At 45.0% G+C, this 17,655-nt stretch carries 18 protein-coding genes; 10 read left to right on the forward strand and 8 right to left on the reverse strand.

Annotated features, from left to right (window positions below; translation table 11 throughout):
• Positions 1-8 precede the first annotated feature (8 nt).
• The 3 genes from BDI_RS17990 to BDI_RS18000 all read right to left on the reverse strand — a co-directional run bounded on the left by BDI_RS17990 (position 9) and on the right by BDI_RS18000 (position 3,065).
• On the reverse strand, positions 9-887 hold the full coding sequence (locus BDI_RS17990; RefSeq protein ID WP_005867660.1) for a VIT1/CCC1 transporter family protein: 879 nt from the start codon (positions 885-887) through the stop codon (positions 9-11).
• A 9-nt stretch (positions 888-896) separates the two neighbouring features.
• Entirely contained in the window at positions 897-2,690 is a 1,794-nt protein-coding gene (gene argS, locus BDI_RS17995; protein ID WP_012056086.1) for an arginine--tRNA ligase, read from the reverse strand.
• 102 nt (positions 2,691-2,792) lie between these two features.
• Entirely contained in the window at positions 2,793-3,065 is a 273-nt protein-coding gene (locus BDI_RS18000; protein WP_005859256.1) for an HU family DNA-binding protein, read from the reverse strand.
• A gap of 186 nt (positions 3,066-3,251) precedes the next feature.
• Between BDI_RS18000 and BDI_RS18005 the strand changes: the two genes are divergently transcribed.
• Genes BDI_RS18005 through BDI_RS18015 form a run of 3 tightly spaced genes read left to right on the forward strand, consistent with a single transcriptional unit; the run spans position 3,252 to position 5,940 of the window.
• Complete coding sequence (locus BDI_RS18005; RefSeq protein WP_005859254.1) at positions 3,252-3,974, forward strand: rhomboid family intramembrane serine protease; 723 nt, start codon at positions 3,252-3,254, stop codon at positions 3,972-3,974.
• The gene (locus tag BDI_RS18010) at positions 3,955-4,833 is read left to right on the forward strand and encodes a rhomboid family intramembrane serine protease (protein ID WP_012056087.1); all 879 of its coding nucleotides are present in this window, start codon (positions 3,955-3,957) and stop codon (positions 4,831-4,833) included. The genes BDI_RS18005 and BDI_RS18010 overlap by 20 nt, the downstream gene beginning before the upstream one ends.
• 9 nt (positions 4,834-4,842) lie before the next feature.
• On the forward strand, positions 4,843-5,940 hold the full coding sequence (locus BDI_RS18015) for an endonuclease/exonuclease/phosphatase family protein (RefSeq protein WP_009276208.1): 1,098 nt from the start codon (positions 4,843-4,845) through the stop codon (positions 5,938-5,940).
• 10 nt (positions 5,941-5,950) lie between these two features.
• On the opposite strand, the gene BDI_RS18020 is transcribed toward BDI_RS18015, so the two are convergent.
• Positions 5,951-6,505, reverse strand: coding sequence for a DUF4468 domain-containing protein (locus tag BDI_RS18020; protein WP_005859247.1), 555 nt, complete (start codon positions 6,503-6,505; stop codon positions 5,951-5,953).
• Positions 6,506-6,525: 20 nt separating this feature from the next.
• A complete protein-coding gene (locus BDI_RS18025; RefSeq protein WP_009276207.1) occupies positions 6,526-7,500 on the reverse strand; it encodes a DUF4468 domain-containing protein in 975 nt (324 codons plus the stop codon).
• Between the two features lie 172 nt (positions 7,501-7,672).
• Here BDI_RS18025 and secDF point away from each other — a divergent pair, with 172 nt between their 5' ends.
• The 4 genes from secDF (at position 7,673) to BDI_RS18045 (ending at position 13,706) form a co-directional block, all read left to right on the forward strand.
• Positions 7,673-10,672: a protein translocase subunit SecDF gene (gene secDF, locus BDI_RS18030; RefSeq protein WP_012056088.1), complete on the forward strand. Its 3,000-nt coding sequence runs from the start codon at positions 7,673-7,675 to the stop codon at positions 10,670-10,672.
• 98 nt (positions 10,673-10,770) lie between these two features.
• Positions 10,771-11,703, forward strand: a complete 933-nt coding sequence (locus tag BDI_RS18035) for a tyrosine-type recombinase/integrase (RefSeq protein WP_012056089.1) — start codon at positions 10,771-10,773, stop codon at positions 11,701-11,703.
• 502 nt (positions 11,704-12,205) lie between these two features.
• On the forward strand, positions 12,206-13,303 hold the full coding sequence (gene nusG, locus BDI_RS18040; protein WP_012056090.1) for a transcription termination/antitermination protein NusG: 1,098 nt from the start codon (positions 12,206-12,208) through the stop codon (positions 13,301-13,303).
• A gap of 13 nt (positions 13,304-13,316) precedes the next feature.
• Positions 13,317-13,706 carry a hypothetical protein gene (locus tag BDI_RS18045; RefSeq protein ID WP_008779262.1) on the forward strand — a complete coding sequence of 130 codons (390 nt, stop codon included), beginning with the start codon at positions 13,317-13,319 and terminating at the stop codon, positions 13,704-13,706.
• Here BDI_RS18045 and BDI_RS18050 read toward each other — a convergent pair.
• From BDI_RS18050 to BDI_RS18055, 3 genes are read right to left on the reverse strand one after another with little or no spacing between them, the layout of a single operon-like run.
• Positions 13,703-14,113: an N-acetylmuramoyl-L-alanine amidase gene (locus BDI_RS18050; RefSeq protein WP_012056091.1), complete on the reverse strand. Its 411-nt coding sequence runs from the start codon at positions 14,111-14,113 to the stop codon at positions 13,703-13,705. The two genes, BDI_RS18045 and BDI_RS18050, sit on opposite strands and share 4 nt — an antisense overlap.
• On the reverse strand, positions 14,110-14,253 hold the full coding sequence (locus BDI_RS20890; RefSeq protein ID WP_010182156.1) for a hypothetical protein: 144 nt from the start codon (positions 14,251-14,253) through the stop codon (positions 14,110-14,112). Before BDI_RS20890 ends, BDI_RS18050 begins: the two co-directional genes overlap by 4 nt.
• A gap of 31 nt (positions 14,254-14,284) precedes the next feature.
• Positions 14,285-14,773, reverse strand: coding sequence for a hypothetical protein (locus BDI_RS18055; RefSeq protein WP_005859232.1), 489 nt, complete (start codon positions 14,771-14,773; stop codon positions 14,285-14,287).
• 133 nt (positions 14,774-14,906) lie between these two features.
• On the opposite strand from BDI_RS18055, the gene BDI_RS18060 reads away from it, so the two are divergent.
• From BDI_RS18060 to BDI_RS18070, 3 genes are all read left to right on the forward strand, one after another.
• Positions 14,907-15,338: a hypothetical protein gene (locus BDI_RS18060; RefSeq protein WP_041525622.1), complete on the forward strand. Its 432-nt coding sequence runs from the start codon at positions 14,907-14,909 to the stop codon at positions 15,336-15,338.
• Between the two features lie 131 nt (positions 15,339-15,469).
• Positions 15,470-15,706 (forward strand): hypothetical protein, encoded by a 237-nt coding sequence (locus BDI_RS18065; RefSeq protein ID WP_005859228.1) that lies wholly within the window; start codon positions 15,470-15,472, stop codon positions 15,704-15,706.
• Entirely contained in the window at positions 15,703-17,637 is a 1,935-nt protein-coding gene (locus BDI_RS18070; protein WP_012056092.1) for a polysaccharide biosynthesis protein, read from the forward strand. The genes BDI_RS18065 and BDI_RS18070 overlap by 4 nt, the downstream gene beginning before the upstream one ends.
• The last annotated feature ends 18 nt before the right edge of the window (positions 17,638-17,655 follow it).

The following is a 17,655-nucleotide window of genomic DNA, read 5'->3' on the forward strand; positions in this document are numbered from 1 at the left end:
ATGATTTTTTAGACATCGATGCCCGTAAATTCTTTTAACGCATATCCGATCAAGAAGCTTAATGCGGCCACGCTAAAACTAAGTACTGCCATCTCGGTAAAACGCTTCCGGAAACTCTCGCTTCTCGCTATGGAATAATAATAGTTGAAAAGGGCGATGATACTCAACGCTATGATGAGCATAAGCCCTAAAGCCATTAATACGTTTGATATAAAGATAAATGGAGCGACCAAGGCGACTACCGTAAAGATATAAGCTATTCCCGTATAGATCGATGCCTTAACAGGATGTTTCCCGTTTTCATTTCCATTCTCGGACTTGGTAGATAGATATTCGGAGGAAGCCATGGATAATGCGGCGGCTATTCCAGTGATGCTTCCGGTCAACGCTATTAATCTAGAGTCGCTCAAGGCAAGGGTAAAGCCTGCTAAAGCACCTGTAAATTCTACCAAAGCGTCATTTAGCCCCAGTACGACAGAACCCATATATTCCAACCGTTCCTCATTGATCAAGGCGATCAACCTCTGCTCATGCTCATCCTCGTCACGTGCGATTTGTTGCAAATCCGGATACTCATCATAAGAGGCGTAATCATTCTTGGCGCTTTCCTCGCTACCTTCCATTAGCTTAATGGCGAAAGTAATCCCCAAGATACGTGCCAACCAGTAGTATTTGGTGACACGTAATTTATTCGGGGAGATCTCTTGCCCCGTATACTTTTTCAGGATCGTATAATGTCCTTTCTCGTCATTCGCTATCTGTAGTAATACTTCCTTGTTGCTTGGATCTTTCTCGATAGCGGCGAGTTGCGTATAGAGAAGGCTCTCCGTGATTTCATTTTGTTGAAATCGAAGGAGAGCCTTTCTTGTTTTCTCGTTTATGTTCATCTTCTATCGTTACATTCTTTCCGGAACCTCGATGCCTAATAAATCCATACCGGATTTCACGATCTTAGCTACATTGGCGGATAAGACTAAACGGAAGTTCTTCAATTCCGGATTCTCTTCGCGAAGGATGGAGAAATCGTGATAGAATTGATTGTATTCCTTTACCAGATCATAAATATAGTTGGCGACACAGGCCGGGCTGTATAGCTTACCTGCCTCTTTCACGATCTCCGCATAATCGGCGATCATTTGGATCAGGTTCTCTTCTTTCTCGGAAATGGCGAAAGTAAGCGGTAACTGCTCCGGTAATACGATGCCCTGTTCCGCCGCTTTGCGCAATACGGAACGGATACGGGCGTAGGTATATTGGATGAATGGTCCCGTATTCCCATTGAAGTCGATAGACTCTTTCGGGTTGAACGTCATATTCTTGCGAGGGTCTACCTTTAATATGAAATATTTCAAGGAGCCAAGACCTACGATTCGGGCGATATTCTCAGCCTCTTCCGGAGTCATCTCGTCCAATTTCCCTAATTCTTGGGAAATCTCACGTGCGGTACTGATCATCTCGGCCATCAAATCATCGGCATCTACGACCGTTCCCTCACGGCTCTTCATCTTACCTTCCGGTAGCTCTACCATTCCGTAGGAGAAGTGGACCAATCCTTTGCCGAACTCGAAGCCTAACTTATCCAATAAGATCGATAATACTTGGAAGTGATAATTCTGCTCGTTCCCTACCACATAGATCATCTTATTGATCGGGTAATCGTCGAAGCGCAGCTTGGCGGTACCGATATCCTGCGTCATATAGACGGAAGTTCCATCCGCACGAAGCAATAATTTTTCATCCAGCCCGTCTTTCGTCAAATCAGCCCATACGGAGCCGTCTTCACGGCGATAGAAAATCCCTTTCTCTAGGCCTTCCATCACCTTGCCTTTTCCTTCCAGATACGTTTGAGACTCGTAATAAATCTTATCGAAATCTACGCCCATCATCTTATAAGTCTCGTTGAACCCGGCGTATACCCAATTATTCATCATTTCCCAAAGCGCACGCACCTCTTTGTCTCCGGCTTCCCATTTACGAAGCATCTCACGGGCTTCCGCCATCAAGGTGGATTGAGCCTCGGCTTCTTCCTTGGTAAGGCCTTTCGCTTCTAACGCATGGGTCTCCTCTTTTAATTTGTTGCTGAATAATACGTAAAAGTCACCGATCAGATGGTCGCCCTTTTTTCCGGTAGACTCTGGGGTAGCTCCATTTCCCCATTTCTGCCAAGCCAACATGGATTTACAGATATGGATACCACGATCGTTTACGATATTCGTCTTTACGATCTGGTTACCGTTCGCTTTTATGATCTTCGATAAGCTGTATCCTAATAAGTTATTACGGACATGGCCCAAGTGAAGCGGCTTATTTGTATTGGGAGAGGAATATTCGATCATAACCAAAGGTGACTGCTCGGTAACCGGAATGATACCGTAAGCGGGCTGCTCATTGATCGAGTTCAGTAAATCGATCCAGCAAGAGCAAGCGACCGTCAGGTTAAGGAATCCTTTGATTACATTGAATTCAGCTACCGCTGGCTCGTTTCTCAACAAGTACTCACCGATTTCCTGAGCGGTCTGCTCCGGAGATTTCTTCGACATGCGAAGGAATGGGAATACGACTAGGGTCAAGTGCCCCTTGAATTCTTTTTTCGTTTTTTGTAACTGCACTTGGCTAGCGGTGACATCCGCTCCGTACAGCTCTTTGATGCCGGCTATGATAGCCCCGGTAATCTGTTGTTCGATAACCATATTCGTCTAACTATAATTCGGATTTTATTTGTACGCGAAGGTACACAAAAAAAGGATACAATTTGCATCGTATCCTTCTTCTATAGAGAATAATGGTGTTTCTTATTTGATTAGCTCGTTCAATTCAGCACCAGCCTTGAACTTCACGGCCTTGCGAGCTGCGATTTCAATGGTTTCTTTAGTTTTCGGGTTAACACCTTTACGAGCGGCCTTCTCTGACACAGAGAATGAACCGAAGCCAAGTAGAGCGACTTTACCGCCTTCTTTTAATTCGTTAGAAACTGTGTCAACAAAAGCTTCTACTGCCTTTTTAGCATCCACTTTGCTGAGACCTGATTTTTCAGCGACTGCACTAATAAATTCTGATTTGTTCATGATGGTTTGACTGTTAATATATTAAACAAAACTATGATAACCGATAGACGGCTCCAAATGTAGTTTTATTTTGAAATATCACAAAAGAAAAACCTACTTTTTTTACCGATTTACATATGTTTTAGTATTATTATGGGCAAAAACGGCTAAAATATATTTACCTTTGCCGCTAAATTAACGTAGTATATGATGAATCAGACAAATTCGGGATTCTTGAATAGTATCCCGCCGGTAACGAAAAATCTTATCATTATAAACTTGCTATTTTGGGTAGCCAGCCTTGCACTGCCGAAAGTCGGCATCGATTTGGTGGATTTATTAGGGCTTCACTTCCCGGGTGCTACCGACTTCAAGGCTTATCAGATCGTTTCTTATATGTTCATGCACGATACCCATTCGTTTGCGCATGTGTTTTTTAATATGTTCGCCGTTTATATGTTCGGCCGGGTATTGGAGAACGTATGGGGCCCCAAACGTTTCTTGATTTTTTACTTCGTGACGGGTATAGGCGCCGGTTTGGTACAAGAAGTGGTATGGTTCTTTAATTTGCGGGATGTGATCTTCGCTAGCCAAGACATGATAAACTTGAATGGAGCCCAGATTATCAGCAAAAGCGAGTTCTTGAATTATTTCGTGACCATTGGCGCTTCGGGTGCCGTATTCGGAATCTTGTTGGCATTCGCGATGATCTTCCCGAATGTTCCTTTGTACTTGATGTTCATACCGATCCCGATTAAAGCCAAATATTTCGTAATATTTTATGGTCTTGCCGAACTATTTATGGGTGTGGCTAGTTTTGGTGGCGATACGGTAGCGCATTTCGCTCATTTGGGGGGTATGTTATTCGGTTATTTCCTAATTCGTTATTGGAAAAAGAAAGATGCAGACAATGGACGGTATTTTTACTAATTTGAAGCGTATGTTTCAGTCGGGCAATATCCTGTCGAAACTGATATATATAAATGTAGGCTTGTTTATCTTGATACGTTTGGCCAGCGTATTGTTTATGCTCTTTAATGTGCAAGGGGTACCTTTTTTGCAGTATTTGCAGTTACCGGCTTCTCCGGAACTTTTGCTCTTCCGTCCGTGGACGTTGTTTACTTATATGTTCACTCATTTTGACTTCTTGCATATCTTGTTCAATATGCTTTGGTTGTATTGGTTCGGGGGATTGTTCTTGAATTTCTTCAATGAGCGGCAGTTGGGAGGCTTGTATATATTGGGAGGTCTTGCGGGTGCGATATTGTTTGTCCTTGCTTATAATATTTTCCCTTATTTCCAGAACGTGGCTTCTTTTAGCTATTTGATGGGGGCTTCGGCATCTGTTATGGCGATCGTTTTCGCCGTGTCGTTTTACCGGAAGGATTTGGAGATTAATTTATTCTTGATCGGAAGGATCAAATTAATTTATTTGGCTATCTTTACGCTGGTGATCGATTTGTTGGCGATGACTTCTGATAATGCGGGAGGACATATCGCCCATATCGGCGGGGCTTTGTTTGGTATGTGGTTCGCTTCCCGTATTCGTAATGGAAAGGACTTGACCGCTCCAATGAATCGGTTGATCGACTGGTTCGTGAATTTGGGCAAACGGAAACCGAAGATGCGTGTGACTTATAAACGTAACGAAACGGATTATGAGTATAACGCACGCAAACATCAGGAGTCGGTGGATCTAGATACTATACTGGATAAATTGAAACGTTCCGGTTATGAGAGCCTTTCCGCTGAAGAGAAAAAGCGACTTTTCGACGCCAGTAAGAAATAACAGATACTTATGAAAACTCTACGGATTTTTCTTCAATTCTTATTTGTCGTAGCGAATGTGGTGGCTGTCGTGTTGTTGATAGTCTCGGCTTACTCGGATCGGGTGTCTCCTGAGACGAGTATGACGTTATCTTATCTGGGATTAGCCTTTCCAGTCTTATGTGTAGTCAATCTTTGCTTTATTATCTATTGGCTGTTCTTATGGGAATGGAAGTTCTTATTGATCGGCATATTCTCCTTCTTGTTATGTTGGGGTCCCGTGAAACGCTATTTTCCGTTTCACTCGCATAAGGATGTCCCTCGGGAAGAGGTACTGAAGGTGCTGACTTATAATGTGATGGCTTTTGGGTACAAGAATCATACGAAGATAGCTCCGAACAAGATTATCCAATATATCGCTAACTCGGACGCAGATATTGTTTGTTTGCAGGAATATGCCACGGCTAAATCAGAGAAGAGCCTTACTGCCTCTAAGATCTATGATGCGTTGAGCATGTATCCTTATCGTTCCGTATTTTATCAAAGCTCCACGAAATTCCAGAGTTTCGGCATCGCTGTGTTCTCCAAATATCCGCTGTCGAATTCCCGGATGGTGAAATACGATTCGGATTATAACGGCTCTTCCGTACATGAAGTGAACATCAAGGGAAAGAAGTTGACCTTGATTAATAACCATTTGGAATCCTTTAAGCTGACGATGGAGGATCGGACCCGTTATTCATCCCTTATAAAGAGCTTTAGCTCGGATGGGTTGGACGATTTGAAAGGAGCGTTCGAGCAAAAGCTAGGACCTGCTTTCCGGATTCGGGCTAAGCAAGCGGAAGCGGTATCAAAAGAGATTAAGAACGCGAAAGGAGATTATGTCTTAGTATGCGGTGACTTTAATGATACGCCTATTTCTTATGCGCACCGTACGATCCAAGGGGATTTGACGGATGCCTTTGCCGAGTCTGGCCGGGGAATGGGCATTACCTATAATCAAAATTTCTTCTGGTTCCGTATCGATAATATCCTGCATTCCCCGAACATGACCTCTATGAATTGTTCCGTGGATAAGGTCGCTTATTCAGACCACTACCCGTTATGGTGTTATCTGAAACTTGAATAAAAGGGTTTCATCACTCGGATTCTGCGTTCTGCGCAGCGTCAAATACGTCGGCGAACAAGTTCTCGACAAAGAAGAAGGTAGCGTTACAGAATAGCTTAGGATCTTTGATCAGCGCTATCGTATTGCTATCCCCATTATTGGCGATTACATCTTCCGCTTTATAGGTCTTGTACTTTTTATCGTTTAGCGGATCATATTGATATACGATATCGCTCGCCTCGATCGTGTACCGGTTGTCGAAGCAGGTGATACGCATTTTATATTTAATGATAGTCTTGTCTGTATCATTCAACAATAATTCAACCTTAGAGCTTACGAAGATGGTCCCTTTGTTCTTGTTCGAGTTTACGTTGGATAAGAAGACATCTTTTCCATAAGATTTCTTAGCCCATGCGTTAATAGCGTTGAATATTTCTAGTTTAGAGGTATTCTCGATCTCTACATCATCGCTATAGCATACCTTCCCGTTTTTCATGGGGGCGCATTCGTCTACCTCGCCTTTATGCCCCTGCGCCATGACTAGCACAGGGAACATCATATATATTAATAATAGAATCTTTTTCATAAATGCAACTCTCTTTTTCGTTATTTGATCCATACATTCGTAATCTCGCCGATTAACATCGTTTGCTGTCCTTCGGAGGTCTCGCCTTGTTTACGGCACTCGATAATAATCCATGGCGCATCGGCAGATGTGCCGGGCTTGGAGAAGGATAATCGATATACATCGTTATTGCCAATCGCTTTATAAGCAGGACTATCTTTGGATATGGAGATTGTACTGATCGTTTTACCGAACATATTGCCTATGCCTTTCCATTCAACGTTTGCGTCGGTCGTATTTCCTTTTACGGCTTTGATTTGTAAAGCGTTGTCCGGTAACATTTGGAGGATCGTGCTAGGTATTTTGTCAGCTTGGAACGCTACGAAACCTTCCATCGGTGCCACAGCTCGTGTTTCCCGTTGCGGAGCGGATACTGGTTCTATCGGTGCGGTTGTCAGCAACTGTGCGCCTAATGTGTTGGTTGCGCTATCGAACGTCTTGTCCGCGAAGTCAATCGTGGCCTTACGGAACTTACCGCTGATACGGTTCAATTTCGTCTTGCTCTTATTCAAGGCATACTCGTCCGTGATCCATTCCTCGGCTAGGTATTTCTCCGGCTCGTTCTGGTAAGACACGTTATATTCATATCGGATGCCCGCAAGTTGCAGGGTACAAGCATGTTCCTTACATTCAATGATAATACGGTATTTCATCATCGCCCGATCGAGGGATAAGGCTGTGCTGGAGAATACTATATATTCTTCTCCGATAATGGCGATCTCGCCTTTTGCCTCATTTTGATAAGCTACTCTACTTTCCTTTGTGTTAAAATTTTCTTGTCCCCATTTTAATAGTTGTTGGTAGATTTGTGCCTTGCTTAAAGAGGGGGCATTAATCTCTCGGGTAAAAACGACTTTACCGTCTGCAACCGGAACGGCCCCTGCCAGATAGTGTTGATCCTCTTGTGCGAATAGCAGGGCGGGGATAAATAACAGAGCGAATAATAACTGTTTCATGGTATATTTTCCTTATTATTTTAGCCCCAAAGATATACATTTGCGTTTGAAATAAACTATGAGCGTGACAAATAATTATACTAATTGCTCTTTATCAAAGAAAAAAAGTCTATATTTGCACCCTGTGAAAAAACGAATATAAATAATGTAATAACATAAACCTAAGATTCAGATGCAAAACAAAGGATTTGTAAAGGTCTTCGCGGTGTTACTTACGCTTGTCTGTTTGTTCTATTTGTCGTTCTCGTTCGTGACGCAACATTACAACAGTAAAGCCGCTGAGTATGCGGGTGGAGATCCTGCGAAAGAGAGTGCTTATTTAGACTCACTATCTACTCAGAAGGTATGGTTAGGCTATACGCTTAAGCAATGCCGTGAAATGGAAATTAGTTTAGGTCTTGACTTAAAGGGCGGTATGAACGTTGTCCTTGAGTTGAACGTGGCGGATGTAATCCGTTCGTTGTCTAACAACAACCAAGACGAGAATTTCAACAAGGCGTTGGATTTAGCTTACGCGCATCAAGCGACTAGCCAAAAAGATTTCATCGACCTTTTCGCTGAGGAGTATAAGAAGTTGGATAGCGGCGCACGTCTTTCCGCTATTTTCAGTACATTCGAGTTAAAAGATAAAATCACGCCCCAGAGCTCTGACGCTCAGGTTGTTTCTGTTTTGAAACAAGAGTTGCAGAGTGCGATTGATAACTCATTCAACGTATTGCGTACTCGTATCGACCGTTTCGGTGTGGTTTCTCCGAACATCCAACGTTTGGAGACAGCGGGTCGTATCTTGGTTGAGTTGCCGGGTGTGAAAGAACCGGAACGTGTTCGTAAGTTGCTTCAAGGTAGCGCTAACTTGGAATTCTGGGAAACTTATAAGTTGCCGGAAATCTATCAACAATTGGTTGCCGCTGATAATGTATTGGCTACTATCCTAAGTAAGGAGACTTCCGCTGATTCTGTAGCTACCGATAATGTTGAGAAAATCGCTGATGCCGCTGATGCGAATGTAAGTGAGGCCGATTCTTTGTTGGCTGAGCTTGGTCAAGATAAAAAAGATACGGAAGCTAATCAAAGCATGGAAGAGTTCGCTAAGCAACATCCATTATTTGCTTTATTGCAGATTAGCCAGTACAACGGTCAGTTGTCTCCGGGTTCGACGGTAGGTATCGCTCAAGCAAAAGATATGGAGAAGATCAGCGAATACCTGAACATGAAACAAGTGAAAGAGGTATTGCCTCGTAACTTGGCTTTAAAATGGGGTGTAAAGGCGATCGATGATAAAGAGCAGTTCTTTGAGTTATATGCCTTGAAGGTAACGAACCGTGACGGAAGTCCCGCTTTAGGTGGTGACGTAGTAACAGATGCTAACGCTGACTTTATGCAACAAGCCGGTCGTTCAGAGCAAATGGTTAACATGGTTATGAATGCCGAAGGCTCTAAGGCTTGGGCTCGTTTGACGAAAGAGAATATCGGTCGCCAGATCGCTATCGTTTTGGATGAGATGGTTTATTCCGCTCCGAACGTAAACGATGAGATCACGGGAGGTCGTTCACAAATCACCGGTCACTTTACACCGGAAGAGGCGAAGGACTTAGCGAACGTATTGAAATCGGGTAAGATGGCTGCTTCCGTACATATCGTTCAAGAAGACGTCGTTGGTCCGTCTTTGGGACAAGAGGCTATCAATGCCGGTGTGATTTCTTTCGTTTTGGCATTGGTGCTGTTGATGGTTTATATGTGCGCATTCTACGGATTGGTACCGGGATTGATCGCCGATGGTGCTTTGGTATTGAACATTTTCTTCACGATGGGTATCCTTGCTTCTTTCCAAGCGGTTCTTACCTTGCCGGGTATTGCCGGTATGGTGTTGACGCTAGGTATGGCAGTCGATGCTAACGTATTGATATATGAGCGTACGAAAGAGGAACTTCGTGCCGGTAAGTCTTTAGGAAAGGCTATCGCCGACGGTTACAGCAATGCGTTCTCCGCTATCTTCGACTCAAACTTGACATCTATCATTACCGGTATCGTATTGTTCTATTTCGGTACGGGTCCTATCCGTGGTTTCGCTACGACGATGATCATCGGTTTGTTCGCTTCATTCCTTACAGCCGTGTTCTTGACTCGTATCGTTTATGAGGCATTGTTAGCGAAAGATAAATTGAAGAACGTGACATTCACGACTTCTCTGACGAAAGACTTGCTGACAAACCCGAAGATCAATTTCTTGGGTGCTCGCAAGGTCGGTTATTTGATTCCGGCCGCTATTATCGTATTGGGTGCTATTTCCATGATGACGATCGGTTTGAATAACGGTATCGATTTCACGGGTGGACGTAACTACGTGATTCGTTTTAATCAAGAGGTGAAGACTGACGATGTTCGTAATATGCTGGACGCTCAGTTAGACGGTTCTGTTAGTGTTATCCAGATCGGTACAGCGGATCAAGTACGTGTGTCTACCAACTATAAGATCAATGATAACGATCCTACGGTAGATCAAGAGATCGAGAATAAATTGTTTGAGGGCGTGAAATCCTTACTTCCGGAAGGAACTACATTAGATGAGTTCACGACTACTTTCATACAGAGTTCGCAGAAGGTGGGTCCTAGCATGGCAGACGATATCAAGAATAGCGCTATCTTAGCGGTAATTTTCGCCATGATCTGTATGGCCGCTTATATCCTGCTTCGTTTCCGTGATGTGTCATTCTCTGTTGGTGCGTTCGCCTCTGTTGCTACGACTACATTGTGTATCATTTCTTTCTATACCTTGTTATGGAAGGTTCTTCCGTTCTCAATGGAGGTAGACCAGACGTTTATCGCAGCTATCTTGACGATTATCGGTTACTCTATCAATGATACCGTGGTTGTATTCGACCGTATCCGTGAGACAATCGCTTTGTATCCGAAGCGTGATCGTTATCAAGTGATCAATGATGCGTTGAACTCTACCTTGTGTCGTACATTTAATACATCATTGACTACGTTGGTGGTTGTATTGTGTATCTTCATCTTGGGCGGTAGCACGATCCGAAGCTTTACGTTCGCTATCTTATTAGGTATCATTATCGGTACATACTCTACTTTGTTCGTCGCTACTCCGATCGCTTACGAGTTGCAGAAGAAGAAGATCAATAAGAAAGCTGCTGCTGAGAAAGCCGGAAAATAATATATTTCTTTAAGGATTTTATGAAGATCCTCTATCTTTCCTGTGTAAACGGAGAGATAGAGGATTTTTTTATGTATTAATTCTTAAGGAGATAAAGTATGAATGAGAATGATTTTGTGGTGGGTGTACTTACGTATATCACCTGCCTGCGTGAGAAAAAGCGTTATTCCACGGCGAAGAGTTATCAAGATGCGTTGAGGTCGTTTAAATGTTTTTGTGGCCGGAAAGAGATTCCTTATGCGTATATTAATCGGGATACACTTTTGCGTTATCAATCTTGGCTGTTGGCCAAGGGATGTGCTCGTAACACGGTATCTACTTATATGCGCCGGATTCGTCACATCTATAATTTAGCGGTAGAGGTGGGTGAGGCTGCCTATATCCCTCATTTGTTTAAGAATGTGTTTACGGGGGTTGAGAGTAAACGTAAAAAGGCGTTGCCTTCGGAAAGCCTGCGCTTGCTGATGACAAGCCCAGTGACAGATCCGCAACAGAAGAGGACTCAATCAGCCTTTTGCCTGATGTTTTTGTTTTGCGGGATGGCTTTCGTAGATTTGGCGCATTTGCGAAAGGAGGATATCAAGGAAGGGATCTTGTCTTATTATCGGCAGAAAAGCGGATCCCTTATACAGGTGGAGATCCCAGCGGAGGCACAAGGGCTGCTGAATGAGTTGGCAGCCGATACAACCGAGGATTCGCCCTATCTGTTTCCATTTTTAGAGGGAATGAAGACCGGTGAGGATGCCTACAAGGAATATAATACCGTATTAGGAGGTTTTAACCGCAGATTGAAAACACTGTCGGAATCCATCGGTATTCGTACTCGGGTTACCTCATACACGATTCGTCACTCTTTCGCCACGACCTTGAAGGAGCAAAACGTACCGATTGAGATGATCAGTGAACTGTTAGGGCATAAATCTATCAAGACTACGCAAATATACTTGAAGAGTTTCTCTTTAGAAAAGCTCTCGACCGTAAACAAACTTTGTTTCGAGAGTGTGTATAATTATGCGCCGAAAGTAGGGTGAAGAAAAGTACGCTACTTGGCGAGTAGCGCTCATTTCATGCCGCAAATGTAGTAAAAAATAACATAACACAAGCAAATATTAGGCTTTGTTTGTGTTTCAACCTTAATTCTCTTTAAATCTTCGTTCTTATTTCTGATGTATAGACATGGCAATAGAAACGAAATGGCCTCGTTATTCCCGAAATCATCACGTTATCCAAAGTAAACTCCATATAACATCATGTAGAGATGGAGCGTGCTCCGTCTCCCACCGCCTGATAGTAACTAAAATACCATTGTAAGGGGATGAAACGGGACACGCTCCGTCTCTACAACTAAGGAATATCCTTTCACTCCTCTTGTTAAGGCTACTCGCCAAGTAGCAGTCAGTTTGGCTACTCGCCAAGTAGCATGAGTATTGAAGGGATGCAAATTTTCAGTAATTCCTTTTTATTTTCACATAAGTGTTTATTTATCAGGGTATTACAAGAATATCTTGGTAAGGCTCTGAATTATCTTCCTCAATGAATATCATGACAAGTAATAGCTCTGATAGAGCTATGGTGCATATACGCAATCGCCGTAGTCAGGAGGCTGTACGCTGGTACGCACTGACGCTTCCTACCGCCATAGGGGGACGTGATAATATCTATTCGTCAAAAGGATTAGATGCCGAGCTTTCCCGTCGTAAACGTTGTGGGGAACCCTTGTTCGAGTACTTTGCCCCCTCGTATGTCGAGGCTCGCAAGGTGGGAGGCAAGATGGTCAATACGAGGAAGCCTCTTTTATACAACTATGTGTTTATCCATGCTTCGGAGAATGAGATTTTCCGTTTGAAACGTATCATGCCCTTATATAATCTTCTTCCTCGGGTATCCGTGGGCGAACACTCTTATTTCCCTTACCTGTCAGATCATGAGATGGAGACCTTACGCTGGATGGCAGAATCTTATTCCAATGAGCTTCCGGTGTACGTACCGGATAGCGGTCGCTTGCTGAAAGGTGACCGTGTACGTATCACCTCGGGTTCTTTCATGGGGATGGAAGCTGAGGTGGTGGTGCAACCGGGTGGAGGTCATAAGGATGTCATGGTACGTATCCTTGACTGTATGTGGGTTCCTCTATTTGAGGTAAGGCAAGGCGAGTATGAGCTGATTGAGTTGAATACGAAAGGCAAGCATGTTTATACCCATTTGGATAACGATCGTTTATCGGAAGGTATGCACAAGGCGTTGGGGCGTTATTATCTCTCGGGCAAATTGGGAAAGGAAGACGAACTTTTGGTTCGTGAGGTGCTGAAGGGCTATGCTTCCCTTCGTGTGGAGACCGACGTGATGCGTTGCAAGGTCTACTCATTACTCCTTCCGGCCTATAAGCTGTTGGCTCAGGAAGAGGAGTTTGAACGCTTGCATTCCACCCTACGCAATATGCTTCCATTGGTTAAGGCAGTGAATTCTCGTGCCTTGCTGCTCGTCACGCTTTACGGCTGCACGAATAGCAACCTGTATTACCGTATGGCGCATGAGCTGGTAGATCCCTGGCGGGATGACCCTTCGCCTAAGAGAAGCAAGGCCTTGTTGATACAGCGTTTACACGATTACGATATTTGGCTAAAACATTAAATAGTAGACTGTCATGAGAAAGGAAAGCGAAACTCCCTCCGGTATCCGTTTGATGCTATTGCTGAAAGGGCATTTGAGAGAGATCATGAATCGTGAGTGTGCGAATCAGACCTCGATCCATTTATATTGTACGGGATCTTATTGGGTCGCGTTCGAACGTTCCGCTTATCAATTGCGTCGTGCCTTTCCGGATAGTGAGATCACGCCGATGCGCCTGTACGCTTATCCTTTTCCGGTTGTCATGGTTTCCGTAACGGATCGTTCCCTTCGTTTGTATGAACGAAAACATATAGCTAAGCAGAACGGGGCGGATTACAAGTTATTGACTGTACCTGAACTCTCCGCTCCCGCCTACCAAGCGTGGCATACGAGGGAGGTGAAGGGACTCCCTGCGTTAAACTAATCGGAAAACTCGTTCACGACATTAAAACAGGGACAGGATTTCGACGGGTCCAAGTCTTGATGTCCCACGATTAGGGCTTTGGGGAATCGCTGATGCAATTCACGAAGCAAACCCTGTAGGGCTTCTCGTTGGGCTTCCGTTCGGGTATCCATGGGAGTCTTTCCATCGTTGGCGAGTCCTCCGATATAGCAAACCCCGATACTGTACCGATTGTGGTTCTTACAGTGAGCGCCCACTTGTTCAAGGGGCCTACCGGTCTCGATCGTACCATCGGTCGGGATGACAAAGTGATATCCGCAGCCTTTCCAGCCGAGAGAGCGATGCAGATGGTCGATGTCCATCATCCGTAAAGTGCTGCCCTGCCTATTGGCAGAGCAATGCACGATAATCAGCGTGATGGTTCTCATCCGATCCAACCGCTAGTGGCTCCACCGGCGGCACCGGTGATGACCAGTTCGACAATGCGGATGATGTAGAGCAAGACGCTCTTCCAATTTGTTTTTTTCATACTTGTAGTCTTTAAATAAATGAATAAAATAAGCTTCATGGTTAAGAGCCGTATTTCTCAATGGCAGGATTTAGATCTCATCGGGAGATTCTGAGTCTCCTTTCTTCAACGCAGCCAAGTCTACCGTGTCTTTATTCTCCTTTACCGCCTTCAGCGAGGCGGCTTGGATCGCACGGCTGGTTACTAGGTTGAATTCAGCCTTAGAACGTAGGTTCTCGAAGTCTATACCCGGATTGAATAGAATGTTCACCGCCTTGATATTATCGCTGGAGAAGTCCTTGAGTGTAGCGGCCGGCTCGCAGGTGATGGAGATACTAAAGATTCCTAGTTCGCCGAATTGTACCTTGTAGCCGTTCAGCAATTGTTCCACTAGACATGAGCAGGTGTCGCTTACCACGCCTTTTACCGTGCCGCGTGTGAAAACACCGTTGTGATCTGAGATGTGCTTCACGAAATCATCGAAACTCATCACTTTCGTCACTTGGTTCTTGGCGTACGCCTGTTCCTTTGCGGTCTCATCCAGTGGACTTTTCCACATGTAAGTTGAATAATTAATCATACTTCTTTTTTTTAAAAGATTAAACTTATTGTTGACAATGCGAAAGTACAACCCCCGGATAGCGAAATCAAATCCGTTGATAACCGTTGACAAACTGTTTACTTTTCATTGACAAACGATTCATATATACCTTATGTCTGATATAACGATTACCATACACGGCGGCAATAACCAGATACTCCCCAACGCTACGGAAGCCATCCAGAACTTCTATGTGGGAGAATATTGCGGGGAGACCTCCCAAGAAGAGGGGGACGGTAGATCCGGTCTCATGCCTGAAACGATCCGTTTTCGTGCCTATATAAATAAAGAAGAGGATCTGGAACGCTATCTTGCGCAGATCGTCGAGTGCCGGACGGTTACCGAGTTGGCCCAAGTCATTCTGGTCATGCAAGAGAACGAGCTGAAAATAACCCCCGAGGAGATGGTCAAAGAGCGTTTCATCCGCCTCTTTCTACCCATCACCCCCCGAATCACGAAGGGTAAAAGCGTCAGCAACATCCGTGCCCGTATCAACGATGCGTGGAGCAGTCGTCTCAGACACCGCTCAACTGGCCGTTTTTGAGAAGATATACTGCATGTGCCCGAGGATATATACTGTGTTAGGCAATTGATATATACTTCACAGGGCAATTCATATATACCTCGTTTTCCAAGGGAAACGAAAAGTGATAACCTTACTGAAAAAATTACGATATGACAGAAAACCATGAGCGGGCGGAACAAGCACGTTTCGTCTTCCATATCTACGGTTGCAATGTGCAGATCGTGCCCAATGCAACCCATGCGATCCAAATCATCCACCAAGGTGATGGTACGATCTTGCGGACGGAAAGCTGTATTACGCCCGCCGCTTCGGGACGCCACGAGTCACAGGCACCGCCGTTGGGAAAAGTTAGGGCACTGAATATAAAACAAACAAAATACAAATGATGGATTTTCATAAGGGCAGATGGCGATTGGCCTTAGGCCGTCTGGTGAATTTGCGGTATATCAACCGTTGGATCATTTTTAGTGCGGACCTTTTCGTCTCGCTCTCCGTATCGTTGCTGGGCGTACTAGGAATGTTCTCCATTCTGCATATACGTATTGGAGAGTCTGATGTGCTGAAAGTGGGCCTCTCCTCATTTGTGAGCAGTATCGTTTCGTTCTTGCTGTTCAAAGCATATCATGGGGTTATTCGCCATTCCACGCTGCGTGGCTTGTGGCGGATCGGTGGTGCTGCGATCGGCAAGTCGCTCTTGATGTTCCTGCTGCTTTGGCTGTTGAAAGCCCGTTTCAGCCCTTCTATCTATTGGTTGGGTGGAATCATGGACAGTACGTTGACGATCGTGATGTTGGTCACGTTGCGTGTCTTCGTGATCAATGTCTATAACAGCGTCCTCCTGCAACTCGGTAAGAAACGCAAGCGGGTACTGGTCTTTGGCACGGAGGAGGAGAGCGTGATGATCGCCACATCGGCGAACCGTCAGGTATTCATGCAGAATTATAGCATCATGGGCTTCCTTTCCTTTGGTAATTCCAAGAAAAGCATCCGGATTGCGGAGTTGCCGGTCTACCAGATCGAGAACGTGGAGGATCTGTATCGCTTGATCCCTCGCAACAGCTTGGATGGCGTTCTCTTCCCCAATATAAAGGTTGCCCATCAGGAGCGTGACCGTTTGATCCGTTATTGCGAGCAGGCCTCTTTGAAGACATTGGTAGTCCCGGAGATGGAGGAGCTACGTGGAGGTGAGGCGAAACGTTCCGTCCGAGAGATCCGTATCGAGGATTTGCTGGGTCGTGAGGAGATCCATATTAATCTGGACGAAATCGGCAATCTGTTGGAAGGGAAGACCGTGCTTGTCACGGGAGCCGCCGGCAGTATCGGTAGCGAGATCTGTCGCCAGCTGGCTCATTTCCCGATTAAGAAGTTGGTTTGCTTCGACTCCGCCGAGACTCCGATGCATAATCTCCGTCTGGAATTGGAAGAAAAATATAAGGGACTAAACTTTGTCCCGGTGATCGGCGATGTCCGTAGCCCGGACCGTGTGGATTATGTGTTCCGCAACTGGCACCCCCAAGTAGTGTTCCATGCGGCGGCCTACAAGCATGTCCCTTTAATGGAGGAGAATCCCTGCGAGGCGATCCGAACAAACGTGTTCGGTACTCGTGTGATGGCGGATGCCGCTGTAAGCTATGGTGTGGAGAAATTTGTGATGATCAGTACGGATAAGGCGGTGAACCCCACGAACATCATGGGCTGTAGCAAGCGCTTGGCTGAGATCTATGTACAGAGTCTGAGCCTTGCGATCGAGCGAGGAGAGGTGAAAGGCGAGACGCGTTTCATTACGACCCGCTTTGGAAACGTATTGGGTAGCAACGGTTCGGTTATCCCCCGTTTCCGGGAACAAATCGCTCAGGGAGGTCCAGTGACGGTCACCCATCCCGATATCATCCGTTACTTTATGACTATCCCGGAGGCTTGTCGCCTGGTGTTAGAGGCCGGTACAATGGGCAAGGGTGGTGAGATCTTTATCTTCGATATGGGAGAGCCGGTGAAGATAGCGGATTTGGCGAAGCGCATGATCGAGCTGTCCGGATTACAGGTAGACAAAGACATCGAGATCAAGTACACTGGTCTCCGCCCCGGTGAGAAATTGTATGAAGAGCTACTGAACAACAAGGAGAACACGAAAGAGACCCCTCACGAGAAGATTCGAGTGGCGGCGGTTCGTGAGTATGACTATAAGGATGTGGTAGAACATATCAATGTGTTAACGGAATTGTCCCTCCGTGTTCAGATCCTCTCGATGGTAAAGGAGATGAAAGCCTTTGTCCCCGAGTTTAAGAGTCAGAATTCTCAGTTTGAGGAGTTGGATTGAATACTTACAAACGTAAAA

It is taken from the genome of Parabacteroides distasonis ATCC 8503 (genome assembly GCF_000012845.1).
Classification (GTDB): domain Bacteria; phylum Bacteroidota; class Bacteroidia; order Bacteroidales; family Tannerellaceae; genus Parabacteroides; species Parabacteroides distasonis.

Excerpts from the sequence above, each read along its gene's own strand:
- BDI_RS17990 (WP_005867660.1), bottom strand. The coding sequence starts at position 887 with ATGAACATAAACGAGAAAACAAGAAAGGCTCTCCTTCGATTTCAACAA.
- argS (WP_012056086.1), bottom strand. The coding sequence starts at position 2,690 with ATGGTTATCGAACAACAGATTACCGGGGCTATCATAGCCGGCATCAAA.
- BDI_RS18000 (WP_005859256.1), bottom strand. The coding sequence starts at position 3,065 with ATGAACAAATCAGAATTTATTAGTGCAGTCGCTGAAAAATCAGGTCTC.
- BDI_RS18005 (WP_005859254.1), top strand. The coding sequence starts at position 3,252 with ATGATGAATCAGACAAATTCGGGATTCTTGAATAGTATCCCGCCGGTA.
- BDI_RS18010 (WP_012056087.1), top strand. The coding sequence starts at position 3,955 with ATGGACGGTATTTTTACTAATTTGAAGCGTATGTTTCAGTCGGGCAAT.
- BDI_RS18015 (WP_009276208.1), top strand. The coding sequence starts at position 4,843 with ATGAAAACTCTACGGATTTTTCTTCAATTCTTATTTGTCGTAGCGAAT.
- BDI_RS18020 (WP_005859247.1), bottom strand. The coding sequence starts at position 6,505 with ATGAAAAAGATTCTATTATTAATATATATGATGTTCCCTGTGCTAGTC.
- BDI_RS18025 (WP_009276207.1), bottom strand. The coding sequence starts at position 7,500 with ATGAAACAGTTATTATTCGCTCTGTTATTTATCCCCGCCCTGCTATTC.
- secDF (WP_012056088.1), top strand. The coding sequence starts at position 7,673 with ATGCAAAACAAAGGATTTGTAAAGGTCTTCGCGGTGTTACTTACGCTT.
- BDI_RS18035 (WP_012056089.1), top strand. The coding sequence starts at position 10,771 with ATGAATGAGAATGATTTTGTGGTGGGTGTACTTACGTATATCACCTGC.
- nusG (WP_012056090.1), top strand. The coding sequence starts at position 12,206 with ATGAATATCATGACAAGTAATAGCTCTGATAGAGCTATGGTGCATATA.
- BDI_RS18045 (WP_008779262.1), top strand. The coding sequence starts at position 13,317 with ATGAGAAAGGAAAGCGAAACTCCCTCCGGTATCCGTTTGATGCTATTG.
- BDI_RS18050 (WP_012056091.1), bottom strand. The coding sequence starts at position 14,113 with ATGAGAACCATCACGCTGATTATCGTGCATTGCTCTGCCAATAGGCAG.
- BDI_RS20890 (WP_010182156.1), bottom strand. The coding sequence starts at position 14,253 with ATGAAGCTTATTTTATTCATTTATTTAAAGACTACAAGTATGAAAAAA.
- BDI_RS18055 (WP_005859232.1), bottom strand. The coding sequence starts at position 14,773 with ATGATTAATTATTCAACTTACATGTGGAAAAGTCCACTGGATGAGACC.
- BDI_RS18060 (WP_041525622.1), top strand. The coding sequence starts at position 14,907 with ATGTCTGATATAACGATTACCATACACGGCGGCAATAACCAGATACTC.
- BDI_RS18065 (WP_005859228.1), top strand. The coding sequence starts at position 15,470 with ATGACAGAAAACCATGAGCGGGCGGAACAAGCACGTTTCGTCTTCCAT.
- BDI_RS18070 (WP_012056092.1), top strand. The coding sequence starts at position 15,703 with ATGATGGATTTTCATAAGGGCAGATGGCGATTGGCCTTAGGCCGTCTG.